The organism is Streptomyces sp. NPDC056361 (assembly GCF_042262805.1).
In the GTDB taxonomy this organism is placed as follows: Bacteria; Actinomycetota; Actinomycetes; order Streptomycetales; family Streptomycetaceae; genus Streptomyces.
Window position 1 is genome coordinate 1 of record NZ_JBHJQI010000079.1, and the last position, 20454, is coordinate 20454.

21 protein-coding genes and 1 pseudogene are annotated in these 20454 nt (G+C 72.9%); 11 read left to right on the plus strand and 11 right to left on the minus strand.

Translation table 11 applies throughout. From position 1 onward, the window contains the following. Positions 1 to 48 precede the first annotated feature (48 nt). Positions 49 to 1050: an ABC transporter permease gene (locus tag ACFCY7_RS24340; protein WP_376488158.1), complete on the minus strand. Its 1002-nt coding sequence runs from the start codon at positions 1048 to 1050 to the stop codon at positions 49 to 51. Between the two features lie 103 nt (positions 1051 to 1153). On the opposite strand from ACFCY7_RS24340, the gene ACFCY7_RS24345 reads away from it, so the two are divergent. The 8 genes from ACFCY7_RS24345 (at position 1154) to ACFCY7_RS24380 (ending at position 8231) form a co-directional block, all read left to right on the plus strand. Continuing rightward, complete coding sequence (locus ACFCY7_RS24345) at positions 1154 to 1828, plus strand: TetR/AcrR family transcriptional regulator (protein WP_376488159.1); 675 nt, start codon at positions 1154 to 1156, stop codon at positions 1826 to 1828. A 163-nt stretch (positions 1829 to 1991) separates the two neighbouring features. After that, positions 1992 to 2294 carry an urease subunit gamma gene (locus ACFCY7_RS24350; RefSeq protein WP_017241412.1) on the plus strand — a complete coding sequence of 101 codons (303 nt, stop codon included), beginning with the start codon at positions 1992 to 1994 and terminating at the stop codon, positions 2292 to 2294. A 13-nt stretch (positions 2295 to 2307) separates the two neighbouring features. Beyond that, on the plus strand, positions 2308 to 2649 hold the full coding sequence (locus tag ACFCY7_RS24355; RefSeq protein ID WP_376488160.1) for an urease subunit beta: 342 nt from the start codon (positions 2308 to 2310) through the stop codon (positions 2647 to 2649). Beyond that, on the plus strand, positions 2642 to 4363 hold the full coding sequence (locus ACFCY7_RS24360; RefSeq protein ID WP_376488161.1) for an urease subunit alpha: 1722 nt from the start codon (positions 2642 to 2644) through the stop codon (positions 4361 to 4363). The genes ACFCY7_RS24355 and ACFCY7_RS24360 overlap by 8 nt, the downstream gene beginning before the upstream one ends. An 11-nt stretch (positions 4364 to 4374) precedes the next feature. Beyond that, positions 4375 to 5040 (plus strand): urease accessory protein UreF, encoded by a 666-nt coding sequence (locus ACFCY7_RS24365; protein ID WP_376488162.1) that lies wholly within the window; start codon positions 4375 to 4377, stop codon positions 5038 to 5040. Positions 5041 to 5066: 26 nt separating this feature from the next. Further along, complete coding sequence (gene ureG, locus ACFCY7_RS24370) at positions 5067 to 5744, plus strand: urease accessory protein UreG (protein ID WP_376488163.1); 678 nt, start codon at positions 5067 to 5069, stop codon at positions 5742 to 5744. Beyond that, the gene (locus ACFCY7_RS24375) at positions 5741 to 6484 is read left to right on the plus strand and encodes an urease accessory protein UreD (RefSeq protein ID WP_376488188.1); all 744 of its coding nucleotides are present in this window, start codon (positions 5741 to 5743) and stop codon (positions 6482 to 6484) included. The genes ureG and ACFCY7_RS24375 overlap by 4 nt, the downstream gene beginning before the upstream one ends. Positions 6485 to 6653: 169 nt before the next feature. Then, complete coding sequence (locus ACFCY7_RS24380; protein ID WP_376488164.1) at positions 6654 to 8231, plus strand: alpha/beta hydrolase; 1578 nt, start codon at positions 6654 to 6656, stop codon at positions 8229 to 8231. Positions 8232 to 8298: 67 nt separating this feature from the next. Here the strand turns inward: ACFCY7_RS24380 and ACFCY7_RS24385 are convergent, their stop codons facing one another. Together ACFCY7_RS24385 and ACFCY7_RS24390 are read right to left on the minus strand one after the other, a co-directional pair. Continuing rightward, a complete protein-coding gene (locus ACFCY7_RS24385) occupies positions 8299 to 9336 on the minus strand; it encodes an NAD-dependent epimerase/dehydratase family protein (protein WP_376488165.1) in 1038 nt (345 codons plus the stop codon). Between the two features lie 64 nt (positions 9337 to 9400). Continuing rightward, positions 9401 to 10120: a lysophospholipid acyltransferase family protein gene (locus ACFCY7_RS24390; protein ID WP_376488166.1), complete on the minus strand. Its 720-nt coding sequence runs from the start codon at positions 10118 to 10120 to the stop codon at positions 9401 to 9403. Between the two features lie 78 nt (positions 10121 to 10198). Here ACFCY7_RS24390 and ACFCY7_RS24395 point away from each other — a divergent pair, with 78 nt between their 5' ends. After that, the gene (locus ACFCY7_RS24395; protein ID WP_376488167.1) at positions 10199 to 11230 is read left to right on the plus strand and encodes a DUF3048 domain-containing protein; all 1032 of its coding nucleotides are present in this window, start codon (positions 10199 to 10201) and stop codon (positions 11228 to 11230) included. Positions 11231 to 11270: 40 nt separating this feature from the next. On the opposite strand, the gene ACFCY7_RS24400 is transcribed toward ACFCY7_RS24395, so the two are convergent. From ACFCY7_RS24400 to ACFCY7_RS24430, 7 genes and pseudogenes are all read right to left on the minus strand, one after another. Further along, positions 11271 to 11489 carry a hypothetical protein gene (locus ACFCY7_RS24400; RefSeq protein WP_376488189.1) on the minus strand — a complete coding sequence of 73 codons (219 nt, stop codon included), beginning with the start codon at positions 11487 to 11489 and terminating at the stop codon, positions 11271 to 11273. A 176-nt stretch (positions 11490 to 11665) separates the two neighbouring features. Beyond that, a complete protein-coding gene (locus ACFCY7_RS24405; protein WP_376488168.1) occupies positions 11666 to 12610 on the minus strand; it encodes a cytochrome c oxidase assembly protein in 945 nt (314 codons plus the stop codon). Positions 12611 to 12712: 102 nt separating this feature from the next. Further along, positions 12713 to 13738: a 6-phosphofructokinase gene (locus ACFCY7_RS24410; protein ID WP_376488169.1), complete on the minus strand. Its 1026-nt coding sequence runs from the start codon at positions 13736 to 13738 to the stop codon at positions 12713 to 12715. A gap of 634 nt (positions 13739 to 14372) precedes the next feature. Then, the gene (locus ACFCY7_RS24415; RefSeq protein ID WP_376488170.1) at positions 14373 to 15347 is read right to left on the minus strand and encodes an IS4 family transposase; all 975 of its coding nucleotides are present in this window, start codon (positions 15345 to 15347) and stop codon (positions 14373 to 14375) included. A gap of 56 nt (positions 15348 to 15403) precedes the next feature. After that, positions 15404 to 15655, minus strand: a pseudogene (locus tag ACFCY7_RS24420) (transposase domain-containing protein); the annotation flags it as partial. A gap of 45 nt (positions 15656 to 15700) precedes the next feature. Then, a complete protein-coding gene (locus ACFCY7_RS24425) occupies positions 15701 to 16429 on the minus strand; it encodes a type 1 glutamine amidotransferase (protein WP_376488171.1) in 729 nt (242 codons plus the stop codon). A gap of 19 nt (positions 16430 to 16448) precedes the next feature. Then, positions 16449 to 17696, minus strand: coding sequence for a MurT ligase domain-containing protein (locus tag ACFCY7_RS24430; RefSeq protein ID WP_366301060.1), 1248 nt, complete (start codon positions 17694 to 17696; stop codon positions 16449 to 16451). Between the two features lie 125 nt (positions 17697 to 17821). Between ACFCY7_RS24430 and def the strand changes: the two genes are divergently transcribed. After that, positions 17822 to 18382, plus strand: a complete 561-nt coding sequence (gene def, locus ACFCY7_RS24435) for a peptide deformylase (RefSeq protein ID WP_376488172.1) — start codon at positions 17822 to 17824, stop codon at positions 18380 to 18382. A gap of 41 nt (positions 18383 to 18423) precedes the next feature. Here the strand turns inward: def and ACFCY7_RS24440 are convergent, their stop codons facing one another. Next, entirely contained in the window at positions 18424 to 19071 is a 648-nt protein-coding gene (locus ACFCY7_RS24440; protein ID WP_367821765.1) for a TetR family transcriptional regulator, read from the minus strand. Positions 19072 to 19234: 163 nt separating this feature from the next. Here ACFCY7_RS24440 and ACFCY7_RS24445 point away from each other — a divergent pair, with 163 nt between their 5' ends. Continuing rightward, positions 19235 to 20449, plus strand: coding sequence for an acyl-CoA dehydrogenase family protein (locus ACFCY7_RS24445; RefSeq protein ID WP_376488173.1), 1215 nt, complete (start codon positions 19235 to 19237; stop codon positions 20447 to 20449). Positions 20450 to 20454: the final 5 nt, after the last annotated feature.

Genomic DNA, 20454 nt, shown 5'->3' on the forward strand with positions numbered 1-20454 from the left:
CCCCCGACCGTCACGGTCGGGGGCACGCGGTCTTTCCGGGGGAGGGGCTCAGCCCGCGAGTGCGGGTGCGGGGGCGGGCGCCGGGGTTGCCGTCGCCCCGCTCCGGCGGGCGCCGAGCAGGGTCGCGGTCAGGCCCGCCGCCGCCCAGAGGGAGAGGACGAGGAGCGGCCCGCCGGCCGCAGCCCCGTCGAAGGCGGACACCGAGCGGAGGGCCGAGCCGCCGGCGCCCGGCGGCAGCCACTGGCCGAGGGCGCCGATGCCGGCGGGCAGCATCTCCGGAGCGCTCGACATGCCCGAGAACGCGTTGCCGAGCAGGATCGTCAGCACGGCCGACAGTCCGAAGCCGGGCTTGCCGAGCAGGGTGGCGAGCCCCGCGAAGGTCGCGCCGATCGCCAGGACGGTCAGGCCGAGGACCCCGGCCTCGGCCCACCAGGCGCCGGCCAGCACGCCGAGCCAGCTGTCGGCGAGCGCCGCGCCCACGATCCCGGCGAGCGCCGCGGCGCCGATCAGGGTGGCGACCGCCCTGGACCCGCGCAGGCCGAGCAGGACGGTGGCGACCCCGGTGGCCGCCCCGACGAGGGCGAGGGGCAGCAGGCTCGCGCCGAAGGCGGCGCCGCGGGGGTCGCCCGCCGGTGCGGCGACCACGTCCGTGACCTGGACCGGCGACCCCGCCGGCGCCTGTGCGGCCACCGCCTCGCGCAGCAGCCCGGCGACGACGGGGCTCCCCGCGGACGCGGTCAGGAGCTGCGTACCGCCGGGGGTGACGACCACGGCGCCGTATACGTCGCGGGCCTCGACGGCGGACCGGGCGGCGTCCCCGTCGGCGTAGCGGTGGATCTCGAAGGCCCCTTCGTGCCGGCCGAGCCCGCGCTCCACGGCGTCGGCCGCGGCGGCCGGTCCGGCCACGCCGATCGGCAGGTCGCGGGGGGCGATCCGGGTGGCCGGCCAGGCGAAGACCCAGAGGGCGAGGGCGGCGACGACCGGTATGAGTACGAGCACCGCGAGGGTCTTGCGCCCCGCGGCGGGCGAGGGGGCGGTGGCGGTGGGCATGACGGTCTCGATTCAAAGAGAAGGATCGTTCGTTTTACGTCGGTCACTGTGCGCCGCCGCCTGGCGGTTGTCAAGAATGAATATTCGTTTTAGGTTTCGGGGCATGGCACGTGTCTCCCAGGAACACCTCGACGCCCGGCGGCGGCAGATCCTCGACGGCGCCGCGCGCTGCTTCGCCCGCACCGGCTTCCACGCCACGTCCATGCAGGACGTGCTCGCCGAGGTCGGCCTGTCCGCCGGCGCGGTCTACCGCTACTTCCGCGGCAAGGAGGAGCTGATCGCGGCCATCGCGACCGAGGCCTTCACGGCGATCCGCGGTGCCTTCGAGGAGGCCTCCCGCGCCACCCCGCCGCCCACGCCCGACGTCCTCCTCGGTGCGGTGCTCCGCCTCTTCCTGGAGGAGCGGATCAAGGGCGCCGACCGGCAGGCCTTCGCGCGCCTGATCATCCAGGTGTGGACGGAGACCCTGCGCAACGAGCAGCTGGCCGAGACCCTCGCGGACGGCTACGAGGGCATGCGGGCCGCCTGGACCACGCTGGTGAACGCCTACCGCGAGAGCGGTCTCCTCCACGCCGACGTCCCCGCCGACCACGTGGCCCGCACCCTCATCGCCACCGCGCAGGGCTTCATCGCCCAGCAGGCGCTCTTCGGCGACGTGGCCGTCGAGGTCCTGGAGGACGGCCTGCGCGGGCTGATGTCGATGTCCGTGCCGTCGGACGCGACCCCGACCGCGCCCACGGGCGCGGACGCACCCCAAGGGGTCGACCCGATCGGATGATCATGTAAATGCAAAGGCGCAGTTAACGAGCCGGAAAAACTTCCGCCCTAACGTGCAATCTCCGGCCGCTCACCGCATCTCCTCAGTTCAACACGGTGTTGACGGTCGGTAGGGTCCGCAGCTGTCCGGGTTCCGTCCCGGTCGACGACTGTGAGGTGGAAGAGTGCAACTGAGCCCGCACGAACAGGAACGCCTGCTCATCCATGTGGCGGCCGACGTGGCCGAGAAGCGCCGGGCCCGGGGGGTCCGCCTCAACCACCCCGAGGCCGTCGCGCTCGTGACCTCCCACATCCTGGAAGGCGCCAGGGACGGACGGACCGTCGCGGAGCTGATGGCCTCCGGACGCAAGGTGCTCACCCGTGACGAGGTCATGGACGGCATCCCGGAGATGATCCACGACGTCCAGGTCGAGGCCACCTTCCCGGACGGCACCAAGCTCGTCACCGTCCACGACCCCATCGTCTGACGGGCGGCCGCAGATGATCCCCGGAGAGATCCTGTACGGGGACGGTCCCGTCACCCTCAACGAGGGCCGCCCCGTCACCCGCCTCACCGTGCTCAACGCCGCCGACCGCCCCGTCCAGGTCGGCTCCCACTACCACTTCGCCGAGGTCAACCCCGGCCTCGCGTTCGACCGCGCCGCCGCGCACGGGCAGCGCCTGCACATCGCGGCCGGGACCGCCGTCCGCTTCGAGCCCGGCATCCCCGTCGAGGTCGAGCTCGTCCCCCTGGCCGGCCGCCGGATCGTGCCCGGCCTGCGCGGCGGGACCGCGGGCCCCCTCGACGCCACCGACGAGCACAAGGACGGCGACCGTGCCTGACCTCCACCGTGCCGTGTACGCCGACCTGTTCGGCCCCACGACCGGCGACCGCATCCGCCTCGCCGACACCGATCTCCTCGTCGAGATCGAGGAGGACCGCTGCGGCGGCCCCGGGCGCGCCGGAGAGGAGGCGGTCTTCGGCGGCGGCAAGGTCGTCCGCGAGTCGATGGGCCAGGCGCGGACCACGCGCGCCGAAGGCGCCCCCGACACGGTGATCACCGGCGCCGTGGTGATCGACCACTGGGGCGTCGTCAAGGCCGACATCGGCATCCGGGACGGCCGGATCGCCGCGCTAGGCAAGGCCGGCAACCCCGACACCATGGACGGCGTCCACCCCGACCTCGTCATCGGCCCCGAGACGGAGGTCATCGTCGGCAACGGCCGGATCGTGACCGCGGGTGCCGTCGACGCCCACGTCCACTTCATCTCGCCGACCGTCGTCGAACAGGCCCTCGCCACCGGTGTCACCACCCTCGTCGGCGGCGGCACCGGACCGGCCGAGGGCACCAAGGCGACCACGATCACGCCGGGCCCCTGGCACATGGCCCGGATGTTCGAGGCCCTGGACACCTTCCCCGTCAACATCGGCCTGCTCGGCAAGGGCAACACGATGTCCCGGGACGCGATGTACTCCCAACTGCGCGGCGGCGCCCTCGGTTTCAAGATCCACGAGGACTGGGGTGCCACGCCCGCCGTCATCGACGCCTGCCTGGGCGTCTGCGAGGAGACCGGCGCCCAGCTCGCCATCCACACCGACACCCTGAACGAAGCCGGTTTCGTCGGGGACACCCTCGCCGCCATCGCCGGCCGCACCGTCCACGCGTACCACACGGAGGGCGCCGGCGGCGGGCACGCCCCCGACATCATCTCCGTCGTCGGCGAGCCGTACGTCCTGCCCAGCTCGACCAACCCGACCCGGCCGCACACCGTCAACACCATCGAGGAACACCTCGACATGCTGATGGTCTGCCACCACCTCAACCCGGCCGTCCCCGAGGACCTCGCCTTCGCGGAGTCCCGCATCCGGCCCTCGACCATCGCCGCCGAGGACATCCTCCACGACCTGGGCGCGATCTCGATCATCTCCTCCGACTCCCAGGCCATGGGCCGGATCGGCGAGGTGATCATGCGCACCTGGCAGACCGCCCACGTCATGAAGAAGCGGCGCGGCGCGCTGCCCGGCGACGGCCGCGCCGACAACCACCGGGCCCGCCGCTACGTCGCCAAGTACACGATCAACCCGGCCGTCGCCCAGGGCATGGACCACCTCATCGGCTCGGTCGAGCCCGGCAAGCTCGCCGACCTGGTCCTGTGGGAGCCGGCCTTCTTCGGGGTGAAGCCGCTCGTCGTCGTCAAGGGCGGCCAGATCGCGTACGCGCAGATGGGCGATGCCAACGCCTCCATCCCGACGCCCCAGCCGGTGCTGCCCCGCCCGATGTTCGGCGCGCTCGGCCGTGCCGCCGCGGCCGGGTCGGTCAACTTCGTCGCACAGGCGGCGATCGAGGACGACCTGCCCCGGAGGCTCGGGCTGCACAAGGAGTTCACCGCCATCGGCTCCACCCGGCGGATCACCAAGGCCGACATGCGCGAGAACGACGCCCTGCCCCGGGTCGAGGTCGACGCCGACACCTTCTCGGTGACCATCGACGGTGAGCCGGTCGAACCCGCACCCGCCACCGAACTGCCCATGGCCCAGCGCTACTTCCTCTTCTGAGGGGGCCTCCGATGACCTCACGATCGGCTCTTCTCGTGCTCGCCGACGGGCGGTTCCCCGCCGGCGGGCACGCCCACTCCGGCGGCGCCGAGGCGGCCGTCCGGGCCGGCCGCATCACGGACGCCGCCGGCCTGGAGGCGTTCTGCCGCGGCCGGCTGCACACCACGGGCCTCACCTCCGCCGCCCTCGCCGCCGGGGCGGCGCACGGCCTCGACCCGCACGAGCTCGACGCGGCCGCCGACGCCCGCACCCCCTCGCCCGCCCTCCGCGCCGCCGCCCGCAGGCTCGGCCGCCAGCTCATGCGGGCCGCCCGCGCGACCTGGCCGAGTCCCGAACTCGACGCGCTGGCAGCCGCGTTCCCGCGCGGCGCACACCAGCCCGTCGTCCTCGGCGCCACCGCCGGAGCCGCCGGACTCGGCCCCGAGGACGCCGCGCACTGCGTCGCGTACGAGACGGTCGGCGGTCCCGCGACCGCCGTCGTGCGACTCCTCGGCCTCGACCCCTACCAGGCCACCGCCGTCCTGGCCCGCTTGGCGCCCGAGATGGACGCGGTCGCCGAGCGCGCGGTCGCCGCGGCCCGGCAGGGCGTCGACGCGCTGCCCGCCGCCTCCGCGCCCCTGCTCGACCTCACCGCCGAACAGCACGCGGCCTGGCCCGTCCGCCTCTTCGCGTCCTGACCCGCCCGACCCAACGGAGCCGCCCCATGCACCTCGACCACGGCCACACCCACCACGGCGCCGTCTCCGCCGACGCCCACCGCCCCGACGGCACCCGCCGCGCCCTGCGCATCGGACTCGGCGGACCCGTCGGCTCCGGCAAGACCGCGACCGTCGCCGCGCTCTGCCGGGTGTTGCGCGACACCCTCTCCCTCGCCGTCGTCACCAACGACATCTACACCCGCGAGGACGCCGAGTTCCTGCTCCGCAACGCCGTCCTGCCGCCCGAGCGGATCCAGGCGGTGGAGACCGGCGCCTGCCCGCACACGGCGATCCGCGACGACATCTCCGCCAACCTCGAAGCCGTCGAGGAGCTGGAGGACGCCGTCGGCCCGCTCGATCTGATCCTCGTCGAGTCCGGCGGCGACAACCTCACCGCCACCTTCTCCAAGGGGCTCGTCGACGCCCAGATCTTCGTCATCGACGTGGCCGGCGGCGACGACATCCCGCGCAAGGGCGGTCCCGGCGTCACCACCGCCGACCTCCTCGTGATCAACAAGACCGATCTCGCCCCCTACGTCGGTTCCGACCTGGCGCGGATGGCCCGCGACGCCGAGGAGCAGCGCGGCGAACTGCCCGTCGCCTTCACCTCACTGCGCGCCGAGAACGGCATCGGCCCCGTCGCCGACTGGGTCCGGGCCCGACTCGGGGCATGGACCGCGTGAGCCTGAGCGCCACCGCGCGGATCGCCGCCACCGCCGACGGAGGGCTGCCGCTCCTGGTGAGCGACGGGCCCCTCGCCCTGCGCCGCACCCGGGCGGCGGGACCGTACACCAGGGTCACCGTCGTCGGGGCGATGAGCGCCCCGCTCGGCGGCGACCGGCTCGCGATCGAGACCGAAGTGCGGGACGGGGCACGGCTCCTGGTCGACGCGGCCGCCGCCACCCTCGCCCTGCCGGGCCGGAGCGGCGAGCCGGCCGCGTACGACGTCCGGATCTCCGTCGGCGAGGAGGCCGTGCTCCGCTGGCTGCCCGAGCAGCTGGTCTCCGTGCACGGCTCGGAGCTGCGGATGCGGACCACGGTCGAACTCGCCCCCACGGCCAGGCTCGTCCTGCGCGAGGAGCAGATCCTCGGCCGGCACGGCGAACCGCCCGGCACCCTCGTCACCCGGCTCACCGTCCGCCGGGCCGGCCGCCCGCTGCTCGACCAGGAGCTGGCCTTCGGCCCGGGCGCGCCGGGCGGCTGGGACGGCGGCGCGGTCCTCGGCGATCACCGGGCCACCGGTCAACTCCTCGTCGTCGACCCGGCCTTCGTCGCGAAGCCGGTGGAGTCCCGGCCGATCGGGGAACACGCTGTCGTCACCCCGCTCGCCGGGCCCGCCGCCCTCGCCACGGCCGTCGCCCCGGACGCCCTCGCGCTCCGCGGGGTCCTCGACGCGGTCCTGGCCGAGCTCGCCCCCTTCTGACCGGCTCCGACACCTCTCCGCTCAGCGGTACACACCTCTCCGGTTATTGGTTCGGCAAAGAAACACACGTTCGCTCTTTCATCGTGGGCCCCAAGGACGAAAGGATCCCCCGGACAACCCGATACGCGGCGCCGCCACGGGGGCGGCGCCCACCCTGGGGGAGGACCATTTGAGACGTACAGCCATGCTCGGCTCGGCCGGCACGCTGATAGCCGGCACGCTGGTCGCCGGCGCCATCGCCGCGCCGGTGGCGAACGCCGACAGCCGGCACCTGCGTGACGCGGAGTCGATCGGCGTCGCCGTCGCCGCCGCGCGCGCCGCCCAGACGGGCATCGACTGGCAGGACTGCCCCGCCGACTGGGGCCTGGAGAAGCCGATCCAGTGCGGCTGGGTCACCGTCCCGGTCGACTACGCCAAGCCCAACGGCAAGAAGATCAAGATCGCGGTCGACCGCATCAACGCGACCGGCACCCCCGCCGAGCGCCAGGGCGCCCTGCTCTACAACCCGGGCGGCCCCGGCGGCTCCGGCATGCGCTTCCCGCGCCGGGTCACCACCAAGAACAAGATCTGGGCGGGCGCCGCCAAGGCCTACGACTTCGTGGGCTTCGACCCGCGCGGCGTCGGCCACTCGGCCCCCATCTCCTGTGTCGACCCGACCGAGTTCGTCAAGGGCCCCAAGCTCGACCCGGTCCCGGACAGCGAGGCCGACAAGCAGGCGCAGCGCAAGCTCGCCGCGGAGTACGCCAAGGGCTGCGCCGAGAAGAGCGGCGACATGCTGCCCTTCATGACCACGCCCAACACGGCCCGCGACCTCGACGTCGTCCGCGCGGCGCTCGGCGAGAAGAAGCTGAACTTCGTCGGCGTCTCGTACGGCACGTACCTCGGCGCGGTCTACGGCACCCTGTTCCCGACGCACGTCCGCCGCATGGTCCTGGACAGCGTCGTGAACCCCTCGACCCGCTCCATCTGGTACGAGGCCAACCTCGGCCAGGACATCGCCTTCGAGGGCCGGCTCACGGACTGGATGACCTGGGTCGCCCAGCACGACGCCACCTACCACCTCGGCGACACCCTCGACGAGGTCCGCGCGCAGTGGGACACCCTGCGCGCCGACGCCAAGAAGGCGCCCCTCGGCGGCAAGGTCGGCCCGGCCGAGCTCATCGGCTTCTTCCAGAACGCCCCGTACTACGACTCCATGTGGGCCCCCGTGGCCGAGGCCTGGAGCGCGTACGCCGCGGGCGACCCGCAGCCGCTGATCGACAACGCCGCCGCGGACCTCACGGACACCGCCGGCAACATCTCCGCGGAGAACGGCAACGCCGTCTACACCGCGGTCGAGTGCGCCGACGCCCCCTGGCCGACCAGCTGGAAGAAGTGGGACCGGGACAACTCCCGCCTCCACGAGCAGTACCCCTTCATGACCTGGTCGAACGCGTGGATGAACCTGCCCTGCGCGACCTGGGCCGCCCCGAGCCAGCGCCCGGTCGTGGTGAAGACCAACAAGGGCCTGCCGCCCGTGCTCATCACCCAGTCCGAGCGTGACGCCGCCACCCCGTACGAGGGCGCCGTCGAGCTGCACAAGCGCTTCAAGGGCTCGCGCCTGATCACGGAGAAGGACGCCGGCTCGCACGGCATCACCGGCCTCGTGAACCCGTGCCTCAACCCCAAGGTCGAGGACTACCTGCTGACCGGCAAGCTCGACGCCACGGACCAGACGTGCGCCCCGCACGCCACTCCGCAGCCGTAGCACCCGGCACAGCGACCTGAGGGAGGGGCGGGGCCGTCCGACGGCCCCGCCCCTCCTGTCGTCCCGGCTACCGGGCCGAGGAGGCCAGCCAGGCGTCCTCCGCCGCGTAGTCGAAGAAGTCCACCCCGTACTTCGCGAGGCCGGGGAACGCCTCCCGCCAGTCACGGTCCGCCAGGTGCCCGGTGAGCCACGCCACCGTCTCCGGCAGCGACGCCGCGTAGGACACCACCGGCCGGTACCCCAACTCCCGCTCGGCCGCGGCCATGTCGTAGACCACCGGGTGCTCCGCCGTCCACGGGGTGAGCCCCACGACGCCCTCCGGCGGCCCCTCGAACGGCACCGCCTCGCTCTCCACCCCCACGACCGCGTCGATCGCGGCCCCGATCTCCGCCACCGTCGGCGCCTCGGGGTCGGCGCCGTTCAGGACCCGGCTGCCCGGCCGCGCCGCCGCGAGCCGGACGAGTTCCGCGAGGTTGTCGACGTGCGCCGGGTGGAACCGCGAGGCACCGCCGTACGCGAGCGGGCGCACCGGGCGCCCGTCGAGCGCCCGCTTCACGAACCACAGCTCGCGCGGGCCAGGGCAGTACGGCCCGTGGATCGCGCCGGCCCGCAGCAGCGTCGTCGGCAGCGCGTCGCCCGCCGCGAGCAGCTCCCGCTCCAGGGCCACCTTCCGCGTGCTGTACGTGGAGTCGCCGGGCGCGACCGTCCGCCAGTCCTCCGCGACCGGCACCGGGAAGGCGGGGAAGCCGTCCGGCCGGTCCTGGGTGTCGAAGCTGCGGCCCTCGTCGTCCTCGTAGACCGCGCCGCTCGACACCACGACCGCCGAGCCGATCCGGTCGGCGAGCCCGGTCAACTGCCGTCCGTGCGCGCCGTCGTAGGCGACGATGTCGACGAGCACGTCGCAGCCGTCGCCGAGCGCCGCCGCGAGCGCCCCCTCCTCGGTGCGGTCGAGCCGCGCCGTACGGACCTCGTCGGGCCACCGCCCGTCCCTGCCGCCGCCCCGCGAGGCGGCCGTCACCTCCCAGCCGTCCGCGACGAGGGCCCGTACGGCCGCCCGCCCCACCTGTCCCGACGCACCCAGCACGAACGCGTTTCCCTTGGTCATGATCGCGACGCTAGAGGCACCGGGACGGGCGGCCCAAGCGATTGCGCCGTGCGCGGATCCGCCCTCAGCGTTCCCGGCGGGGGAACTTCCGCGGGGCGCCGCCGTCCGCCGCCTCGGCGGCCTTGACCACCGCCGCGTAGTCGTCGACGTACTCCTGCCCGGACAGGCGCAGGATCTCGTACATGATCTCGTCCGTCACCGCGCGCACCACGGCACGCTCGTCCGCCGAACCCGCGAACCGGGAGAAGTCCAGCGGCGCGCCGAACCGGATGGTGACGCGGCGGATCCTCGGCACGACCTTCCCCGGCGGCTGGATCTCGAACGTGCCGACCATCGCGCACGGCACCACCGGCACACCGGCGGTCAGCGCCATCACCGCCACCCCCACCTTGCCCTTGTAGAGGCGCCCGTCGTGCGAGCGGGTCCCCTCCGGGTAGATGCCGAGCAGCTCGCCCTTCGCCAGCACGCCGAGCCCCTCGCGGATCGCCGCCTGCCCGGCCTCCTTACCGGAGCGGTCCACCGGGATCTGCCCGGCGGCCCGGAAGAACGCGGCCGTCAGCCGCCCCTTGAGCCCCGGACCGGTGAAGTACTCCTGCTTGGCGAGGAAGGTGATCCGCCGGTCGAGCACCACCGGCATCAGGAAGTGGTCGGAGAAGGAGAGGTGGTTGCCCGCGACGATCGCCGCGCCCTCCTCCGGGATGTGCTCCAGCCCCTCGATCCGCGGTCTGAACAACAGCCTCAGGAGCGGTCCGAGCAGTACGTGCTTCATCAGGTGGTAGAACACCCGCGACCCCCGTTCGTCGTCGTCAAGCCCCGTTGTATCCGTGCGCGGCCCCGTGGTCCACTGGTGGGGGAGCGTCACATGACAGGCGAGCGCGGAGCCAGGCGCCCCGGCCGCGTCCTCACCGCCCTGTTGTGCGCGGTGACGGCGGCCGGGCTGTACGGCTGCTCCGACTCGGGCCCGCCGGAGCCGAGCCCCGTGCCGACGCCCGCGCCCGCCACCACGTCCGCGGCGCCCACGTCCCCGCCCCCGGCGTCCACCGGCCGGTCGCCCTTCACCGGGCTGCCCGCGCGCCCCGCCCCCGTCCTGGCCGTGAAGCTCGACAACGTGCCCGCGGCCCGCCCCCACACCGGGCTCGGCGCCGCCGACCTCGTCTACGTCGAACAGGTCGAGGGCGGGGTCACCCGCCTCCTGGCCGTCTACTCCTCCCACCTCCCCGAGCTCACCGGGCCGGTCCGCAGCGCCCGCGAGTCCGACATCGCGCTCCTCGGCGACTTCGGACGGCCCGTCCTCGCCTACTCCGGCGCGCAGTCCGCCCTGAACCCCCTGCTGCGGGCCGCGCCCCTCGACCTCGTCACGGAGACCACCGCGCCCCGGGCCTTCCGGCGCTCGTCCGACCGGCCCGCCCCGCACAACCTCTACCTGCGTCCCGCCCGGGCGCTCGCCACGGCCCCGGGCTCCGACGACGCCCGGGACATCGGCTTCCGCTTCGGGCCCGCGCCGGCCGGCGGCACCCCGGTCCAGACCTCGACCGTCCGCTTCCCGGCGGCGCGCTACACCTTCACCTGGTCCGCCGCCGACCGCGCCTGGCGGGTGGCCATGGACGGCCGCGAGGCCCGCGCCACCGACACGGGACCCCTCGGGCCCGCCACGGTGGTCGTCCAGCGCGTCACCATCCGGCCGTCCCGGTTCCACGACCGGTTCGGCTCGGTCTCCCCGTACAGCGAGACCGTCGGCAGCGGCACCGCGCTCGTCCTGCGCGACGGCCGCGCCCACGAGGCCCGCTGGTCCCGCCCCACGGCTGCCTCGGGCACCACCTTCACGACCCCGGCCGGCGCACCGCTCGCCTTCGCCCCCGGCCAGGTCTGGGTGGTCCTCGCACCGCGGGCCTGAGGCCCGTCCGGCGGGTCGGAGCCGGCGGCGCCGGCGGCGTTCAGGGCTGCGTCGGGCCGGGGCGTCCCGGTGGGCGGGGGCGCGGGGCGGGGGCGGGCGGTTCCGAGCTGTCCGCCGCGGCCATGCCGATCGTGGCCACGACCAGCAGCACCAGGCCGAACCAGAGCCAGCCGCTGCTGCCGAGCGCCACCGTGTAGGCCGTCGTGAGCACCAGCGCGGCGCAGGTGAGCACCGTCATCGTCTTCGTGGGACCGGACACGCGTCCGCCCTCCTCCCGACCAGGGGCCGTGGAAGCCGTCCCTGCCATCGTGACCCCGGGAGAGGGGCGCGCGCTACTCCCCGGACGCTCCGGCGTGCGCCGGTATACGACACCGGGCCCGGCGCCGTGGACGGCACCGGACCCGGAAGCGGTCCGCGGGGAGTCGGCGACTCCGGTCAGCGACTCCGGAGCGAGGCCAGGTACGCGTTGTACGCCTCCAGCTCCTTGTCCCCGTCGCGGTCGGCGGCCCGGTCCTTGCGGACGGCCTGCCGCTGCTCGGAGTGGTACCACTGGTAGACCAGCGCGATCAGGACGATCACCGACGGGATCTCGCTGAACGCCCAGGCGATGCCGCCCGCCGCGCTCTGGTCGGCGAGCGCGTCGATCCCGAGCGAGGCCGGCGGGTTCTCGTACGCCTCCACCAGCGGTTGGGTCGCCATCATCATCGCGATGCCGAAGAAGGCGTGGAACGGCATCCCCGCGAACAGCTCCAGCATCCGCATCACGTAGCCCGGCCGGTGCGGGCCCGGGTCGACGCCCATGATCGGCCAGAAGAAGACCAGGCCCACCATCAGGAAGTGCACCATCATCCCGATGTGCCCCGCCTTCGAGCCCATCAGGAAGTCGAAGAGCGGCGAGAAGTACAGCCCGTAGAGGCTCGCGATGAACATCGAGATCGTGAACGCCGGGTGCGTGATGACCTTCATGTACCGGCTGTGCAGCAGCTTCAGGAGCAGCTCACGCGGTCCGAGCGAGCCCCGGCCGGCCACCGGGAGCGCCCGCAGCGCGAGCGTCACCGGCGCACCGAGCAGCAGCAGGATCGGCGACAGCATGGAGATCACCATGTGCTGCACCATGTGCACGCTGAACATGACCATGCCGTAGTCGTTGAGCTTGGTGCACATCATCAGGGCGACGGACAGCACGCCGACGGTGAAGAACACCGTCCGGCTCACCGGCCAGGCGTCCCCGCGCCGCCGCAGCCGCGCCACGCCCCATCCGTACAGACCGAGTGCCGTGAGGCAGCCGATCAGGAAGAAGAGGTCGGGAGAGAACTCCAGGCCCCGGCCCAGCGTGAACGGCGGCAGATCCGTGGTCATGCCGTGCCCGCTGTGATCCATCCGTACACTCCTGGAGCCCGATTCGCGCTTGTTGTCCGCACCAGACTAGAACCGCCCCCGGTCGCGACCTCGACCGGGGGCGGATGTCACGCACGGGAGTCGTCAGAGCACGCACTCCGCCTCGGCGTAGCGGTCGGCGGGGACCGTCTTGAGGGTCTCCACGGCCTGGGCCAGCGGGACCATCGTGATCTCGGTGCCGCGCAGCGCGGTCAGCATGCCGAACTCGCCCCGGTGCGCCGCCTCGACCGCGTGCCAGCCGAAGCGGGTCGCGAGGACGCGGTCGTACGCGGTGGGGGTGCCGCCGCGCTGGACGTGGCCCAGGATGACCGGCCGGGCCTCCTTGCCGAGGCGCCGCTCCAGCTCCACGGAGAGCTGGTTGGCGATGCCGGTGAAGCGCTCGTGGCCGTAGATGTCGGTGCCGGCGGTCTTGAAGTCCATCGAGCCCTCGGCCGGCTTCGCGCCCTCGGCGACGACCACGATCGCGAACCGCTTGCCGGCCTCGAAGCGCTCGCCGACCCGGGCGGTCAGCTCGTCGATGTCGAAGGGGCGCTCGGGGACGACCACGGCGTGCGCGCCGGCGGCCATGCCGGAGTGCAGCGCTATCCAGCCGGTGTGACGGCCCATGACCTCGACGACGAGGACCCGCTGGTGCGACTCGGCGGTGGTCTTCAGGCGGTCGAGGGCCTCGGTGGCCACGGTCACGGCGGTGTCGAAGCCGAAGGTGACGTCGGTGGAGGCGATGTCGTTGTCGATCGTCTTCGGGACGCCGACGATCGGGAGGCCGGCCTCGGAGAGCAGGTTCGCCGCCTTCAGGGTGCCCTCGCCGCCGATCGGGATGATCGCGTCGAGCCCCAGGTCGGCGACGTGGCCCTTGGCCCGCTCGACACCGCCGACCAGGTGCGCGGGCTGGACCCGCGAGGAACCGAGGATGGTGCCGCCCCGGGCCAGGATGCCGCCGACCGCGTCGAGGTCGAGCTTCCTGTAGTCGCACTCCAGGAGGCCCCTCCACCCGTCGTGGAAGCCGATGACCTCGTCGCCGTGGTCGACGACGGCGCGGTGCACGACGGAACGGATGACAGCGTTCAGACCGGGGCAGTCTCCGCCGGAGGTGAGCACGCCAATGCGCATAGCCCAAAAACCTTTGCAACGTGGGCCGACTCCCGGACCACGTCGTCCGGCTGGATCCCCGCCACCCTATCGCCGCAGGGTGGCGGGGCCGAACCGGATGTCCGCACAGTGGACAACGTACCTTCGTACGAGGGGCCGGGGGAGGCCAATGCAGTTGCCTTTGAGTTGAGGGGGATCGTCGCCCTGTCCGTGACGGAGTAGGGCGCGGGCCGGCAGGTCAGACACGCTCCGTACCATCCATAGGTGATCAACCCGTTCTTCCACGCACCCAGACGCCGCTTCATCACCCTGGCCACGCTGGCTGCCGTCGTCGCCTTCGGGTGGTACGCCGTTCAGCCGGTCTATCCACGATGCACGACCTACGCAGTCGGCTCAGGGTCCCTCGTGTCCGGCGGCACTTCGGCAGAAGAGAGGGAAGCAGTAGCCCGGCAGGCTTACGAGGACGCCTTGGCCGACGGCACATGCGGACCATCCCACGCCCGATTCCGAGACTGGATCGGCTGACCTGAGCCCGCAGCCCCGACGCGCTGCGGCCCTTGGCGCCGTCGTGGGACCCGCGACGAGGTAGAGGCCGCCGCTGCCCTCGCCCGGGCCCGAGCCGAGGAGCCGATCGTCATTCTCGGTCCCTCGTCACCTACTCCTTAGGTGGTGGCGAGGCTCGGGTTCCCCTGAGAAGGCGTGCACGTGCCTCCCGCCCGGCCTCGGCAAAGGAGCGGGTGAGCTTGGTGGCGGTCGCTCCGAGCTGGGACGGAATGCTGCGGCGGACGATGCGGACGCACTTCAGGTAAGAGACACGGTCGGCGTCCACCGTCGGGCGGGCGAGCGCGGCCGTGTGGGCGAACTGGCGGATCGCGTGGTGGACCGCGAGGTAGGCCCACAGTTCCTGTCGGACGCCTTCCGGTGTGCGCGACCTGATCGGCCCGCCCGGGCCGAGGTGGTTCTTGATCTCGTCGAAGGCGAGCTCGATCTCCCAGCGTTCCCGGTAGAGCGCGACCAGCTCGTCGGCCGGATACTGCTCGGGATCCAGCAGCGTCGTGCCCAGATAGGCGACCTTGTCGCCCTTGGCGAAGGCGATGACCCGGTAGATCACGTGCCGGGGCAGCGTTCGGCCCTCTCGCGCGGCTCGGAGCCGGACGTCCTTTCCCGGTCGCGCCATCGACGGGTACGAGCCGTCCGGAAGTTCTTCCTGGGCGGTGCCCAGGTGGTTGGACTGGAGCCTGACCAGCAGATCCGCGCCCGCCATGGTGAAGACGTGAGCGAACTCGACCGACCAGAAGCCGCGGTCGGCGATGACCGGGTCGCCGGGGCCGGTGGAGCCGGCCAGCGGGTAAGCGAGGCCGCGTTCGCCATCGCGGTAACCGCCGAGGCGGGCATCGAGGACTCCGTGCCTTCCGACCTCGGCCAGGACCACCGCCCTGACCTGGGGGAACCCGAAGGGGACGCCGCCGGTGGCGGAGGGGCCGTCGAAGGTGTCGCCGTTGCTCGTCGAATCCGGAAGATCGAACTGAGTGCCGTCCAGGGCGAGGAGCCGCAGACCTCGCCACCACGCGCCCGGCGTGCCCCTGGTGGCGAGCGGGCCGGCCACCTGGCGGAACACGGTCTCCAGCACGCCCTCCCGAGGCGGGCGCGGGCCCGGCACAACGATGACCGGTTCACCCGCGCGAGGGCCCGGCTGCCCGGGATGCCGCTGGTCAGCACCCGCAGCACCTCCTCGTACGACTCCCGGGCGAACAGGCACAGGGCCAGGACGAAGTACACGACCAGCCGAGCCGGCAGGAGACGGCGCCGCCGCTCGGCCCGGTCGTGCTTGGCTATCGCCGCGTCCACCACCTCGGCGGTGAACACCTTCGTCAGGATCCCGATCCGCACCCGCCGGCCCGCGCCCCACCCCGTCACACGCAGGGCAACGATCTCCACAGCTCAAAGGCAACTGCATTGGCCGGGGGAGGCCCCCGGGGTGACTCAGGCGGGCTGGGTGGCCGCCGCGATGCGCTCGGCGCGCAGCGCCTCGTACCACCGGTCGTCGGTCGGCGGCAGCGCGTTCACGTCGAGGGCCAGCTTCAGGAGCAGGTCCGCGATCTGCGGGTTCCGCGCCATGACGGGGCCGTGCATGTACGTACCGAAGACGGTGTCGCTGTACGCGCCCTCGGTGCCGTCGCCGGTGCCGTTGCCGTTGCCGAAGACGGTCCGGGCGAACGGCCGGGCCGTCGGGCCGAGATGGGTGATGCCCTGGTGGTTCTCGAAACCGGTCAGCTGGGGGAGGCCGAGGCGCGGGTCGATGTCCGCGAGGACGTCGCCGACGCAGCGGGCGCCCTCGCCGCGGGTCGTGGTGACGTCGAGCAGGCCGAGGCCCGCCTGCCGCTCGCCGACGTCGTTGATGAACTCGTGCCCCAGGATCTGGTAGCCGGCGCAGACCGAGAAGATGATCGCGCCGTTGGAGGCGGCCCGGGACAGGCCGCCGTCGCGGAGCAGCCGCTCGGCCGCGAGCCGCTGCGGACGGTCCTCGCCGCCGCCGATCAGGTAGATGTCGCCGGAGGTCGGGACGGGCTGGTCGCTGCGGACGTCGACGCGCTCGACGCTGAGGCGGCGCTGCTCGGCGCGGCGCTGGACGACGAGCACGTTGCCCTGGTCGCCGTAGGTGCTGAGCAGGTCCGGGTAGACCCAGACCAGGCGCAGGCTGCTGTCACTCATGCTGCAAGTCCTCTACGGGTCAGTTGCCGACGCGGCGGCGGACGTCCTGGAACGCGGTGTAGTTGGCGATCAGCTCGATCTGCCCGGGCGGGGCCATCGTGACGGCTTCGTCCAGCGTGTCGCAGACGCGGAAGTCGACACCCGCGACCTCCAGCCGGACCGCCAGGTCGAGCCGGCGGTCGCCGATCACCATGATCGGGTGGCCGGCGAGCCGGCCGTAGTCCACGTCCCACAGCCACGAGGTGTCCGTGCCGTCGGCGCCGCGCGCGTTGACGGAGAGGATCACCGGGGCGGGCGGCCCGTCGATGAGGGAAAACGTTTCGAGCCAGCCTGCCGGGTTCTTCGCGAGCAGCAGACGCAGGTCGCGGCCCTGGAAGGAGACCACGTCGTAGCGTCCGGCGACGGCCTGCACCTGGTACATCCGCTCCAGGGCGACCTGCGGCGGCACGCCGAAGACGGCGGCGACGGCGGCCGAGGTGGCGGCGTTCGCCTTGTTGGCGCGGCCGGGCAGCTGAAGGCGGATCGGCCAGGCCGAACCGTGCGGGTCGAGCACGTGGTCGCCGCTGAGCGCCCAGCTCGGCGCGGGACGGCGGAAGCCGCACTCGCCGCAGAACCAGTCGTCGCCCGGGCGCTGCATCACACCGCCGCAGGCGGGGCACGACCAGGCGTCGTCCTTCCACTCCTGGCCGGCGGCGACCCACACCACGTTGGGGGAGGAGGAGGCGGCCCACACGATCAGCGGGTCGTCGGCGTTGGCGACGACCACGGCCTTGGTGCCGTTGAGGCCCTCGCGCCACTTCTCGGCGAGCATCCGGGTCTCGGCGGCGCGGTCGAGCTGGTCGCGCGAGAGGTTGAGCAGCGCGATCACCTTGGGCGTGGTGTCCCTGGCGACGCCGGCGAGGTACTTCTCGTCGACCTCGATGACGCCGTACTTGGACTCGGAGCCGCCGGCCAGCGCCGAGGTGATGCCCGCGGGCATGTTGGCGCCGAGGGCGTTGGAGACCACGGGCCCGGCGGCCCGCAGGGCCTCCGCGATCAGCCGGGTCGTGGTCGTCTTGCCGTTCGTCGCCGACACCAGGACGACGTCCAGATGCTGTGCGAGCCGGCCGAGCAGGTCCGGGTCGAGCTTCAGCGCCACCCGGCCGCCGATCACCGACCCGCTGCCGCGTCCCGCCGCACGCGACACCGCGGCCGCGGCCTTGCCCGCCGTCACGGCCAGCTTGGCGCGCGGCGACAGCGGCTCTGGATTACCGGGGTGTCCTGACATCGTTCTTGTTCCTCCTTGCGTCGGTCCGGGCTCAGCCTATCGAGATCCGGCCAGCAGCCCGAACAGCGGCACCGTCGAGCGCCCGCCCGAAACCGGGAGGTCACAGGGACCGTACCCTTACGGCCATGCGAAACCGGCCCATCCCCGGCAGTTCCGGCCTCGTCCGAGCGATGACTCTGCTCGGCGACCCCGTGCTGCACACACCCTGCGCGCCCGTCACCGACTTCGGACCCGAACTGGCCCGGCTCGTCGAGGACATGTTCGCCACGATGTACGCGGCGAACGGCGTGGGCCTGGCGGCGAACCAGGTCGGCGTGGGCCTGCGGGTCTTCGTGTACGACTGCCCCGACGACGAGGAGATCCGTCACCTCGGCCATGTGGTGAACCCGCGCCTGGTCGAGGCGGACGGCGACGTGATCCGGGGCCCCGAGGGCTGCCTCTCGCTGCCGGGCCTGGAGGCGCCGACGCCCCGCCACGACCGCGCGGTCGTCGAGGGCGTACGCCTGGACGGCACCCCGATACGGATCGAGGGCACCGGATTCTTCGCCCGCTGCCTCCAGCACGAGGTCGACCACCTCGACGGCGGGGTCTACGCCGACCACGTCACGGGGTGGCGGAAGTCACGTCTCCTGCGCACGATCCGCAAGCAGTCGTGGGGCGGTCGGGCGTCCGTACTGGAGGGCTGACCGGTCGGCCGGGCCGGGAAACCCGGTCCGGCCCGGTGCGGTCAGAACCCGGGCCCGCCCGGGAGGTCGTCGGCCTCGGCCAGGCGGCCCCACAGGAGGTCGGCCAGGCTCTTGACCAGGTCGGCGCGGGAGCAGGGGCGCTCGCCGAGCCACCAGTCGCCGGCGGCGTGCATCATGCCGACGATGCCGTGGCCCCAGATGCGGGCCTGGGCCTCGGCGGCGGGGCCGAGGTCGACGCGCTCGGCGATGACCTGGCCCAGCTCCTCGCCCATGCGGCGGAGCAGCGGGGCCGAGTGGCGGCCGACGTCGAAGCCCTGCTCGGCCTGGTGCGACTCCTCCGCCGGGTGCATGAGGAAGCGGTAGACCTGGGGCATCGCCTCGATCGAGGCGAGGTAGGTGTCGAGGGTGGCCTCGACGCGGCGGCGCCGGTCGGCGGGGGCGTCGAGCGCGGCCCGCAGGGCGGCGAGGAGCGCGTCCGTGTGCCGGGTCGCGAGGGCGCGGTAGAGGCCGCCCTTGTCGCCGAAGTGCCGGTAGAGGATCGGCTTGGTGATGCCGGCCTCCGCCGCGATGGCGTTCATGGACGCCTTGGGGCCGTCGCGGAGCACCACCCGGTCCGCCGCCTCCAGCAGTTCGCGGCGTCGCTGTTCGGCGGGCGTCTGCCGGTCGGTGGTCCGGTGTGCGATGTCCATAAGCGTGTCTCCCCGCCCGTGCGATTCCGTGAGGCTGTCGCAACGTAACACCCGGCCGGGATCCGGTGCCGGTCGGGCCGAAGTGCTCCGCTGCTGGTTGACAGCCTCTACCCACCGGTAACAGACTGCTGTTACCGCAAGTAACGTACCGCTGGGAGGGCACATGGGCGAGTTCACGCTCGAACTCAACGAGGACCAGAAGCAGGTCCGCGACTGGCTGCACGGCTTCGCCGCCGACGTGATGCGCCCCGCGGCCGCCGAGTGGGACGAGCGTGAGGAGACTCCCTGGCCGATCATCCAGGAAGCCGCCAAGCTCGGCATCTACTCCCTCGACTTCTACGCCCAGCAGTTCTTCGACCCGACCGGCCTCGGCATCCCGATGGCGATGGAGGAGCTCTTCTGGGGCGACGCCGGCATCGCCCTCTCCATCGTCGGCACCGGCCTCGCCGCCGTCGGCGTCCTCGCCAACGGCACCGAGGAGCAGATCGGCACCTGGGTCCCGCAGATGTACGGCGACGCGAACGACGTCAAGGTCGCCGCCTTCTGCTCCTCCGAGCCCGACGCCGGCTCCGACGTCGCCTCGATGCGCACCCGGGCCGTGTACGACGAGGCCAAGGACGAGTGGGTCCTCAACGGCACCAAGACCTGGGCGACCAACGGCGGCATCGCCAACGTCCACGTCGTCGTCGCCGTCGTCGACCCGGAGCTCGGCTCCAAGGGGCACGCCTCCTTCATCGTCCCGCCGAACACCCCCGGCCTGTCCCAGGGCCAGAAGTTCCAGAAGCACGGCATCCGCGCCTCCCACACCGCCGAGGTCGTCCTGGAGGACGTCCGCGTCCCCGGCCACTGCCTCCTCGGCGGCAAGGAGAAGCTGGACGACCGCCTCGCCCGCGCCCGCGAGAAGGCCAAGGCGGGCGGCGAGCGCGTGAAGAACGCCGCCATGGCCACCTTCGAGGCCTCCCGCCCGGCGGTCGGCGCGATGGCGGTCGGCACCGCCCGCGCCGCGTACGAGGTCGCCCTCGACTACGCGAAGACCCGCGTCCAGTTCGGCCGCCCGATCATCGAGAACCAGGGCGTCGCCTTCCAGCTCGCCGACATGGCCACCCAGATCGACGCCGCCCGCCTCCTGGTCTGGCGCGCCTCGTGGATGGCGACCGCCGGCAAGCCCTTCACGGCCGCCGAGGGCTCCATGTCCAAGCTCTACGCCAGCGAGGTCGCCAAGCAGGTCACCGGCCAGGCCATCCAGATCCTCGGCGGCAACGGCTACACCCGCGAGTACCCCGTCGAGCGCATGCACCGCGACGCCGCCATCTACACGATCTTCGAGGGCACCAGCGAGATCCAGCGCATGGTGATCAGCCGGGCGCTCGCGAAGTAGCCGCC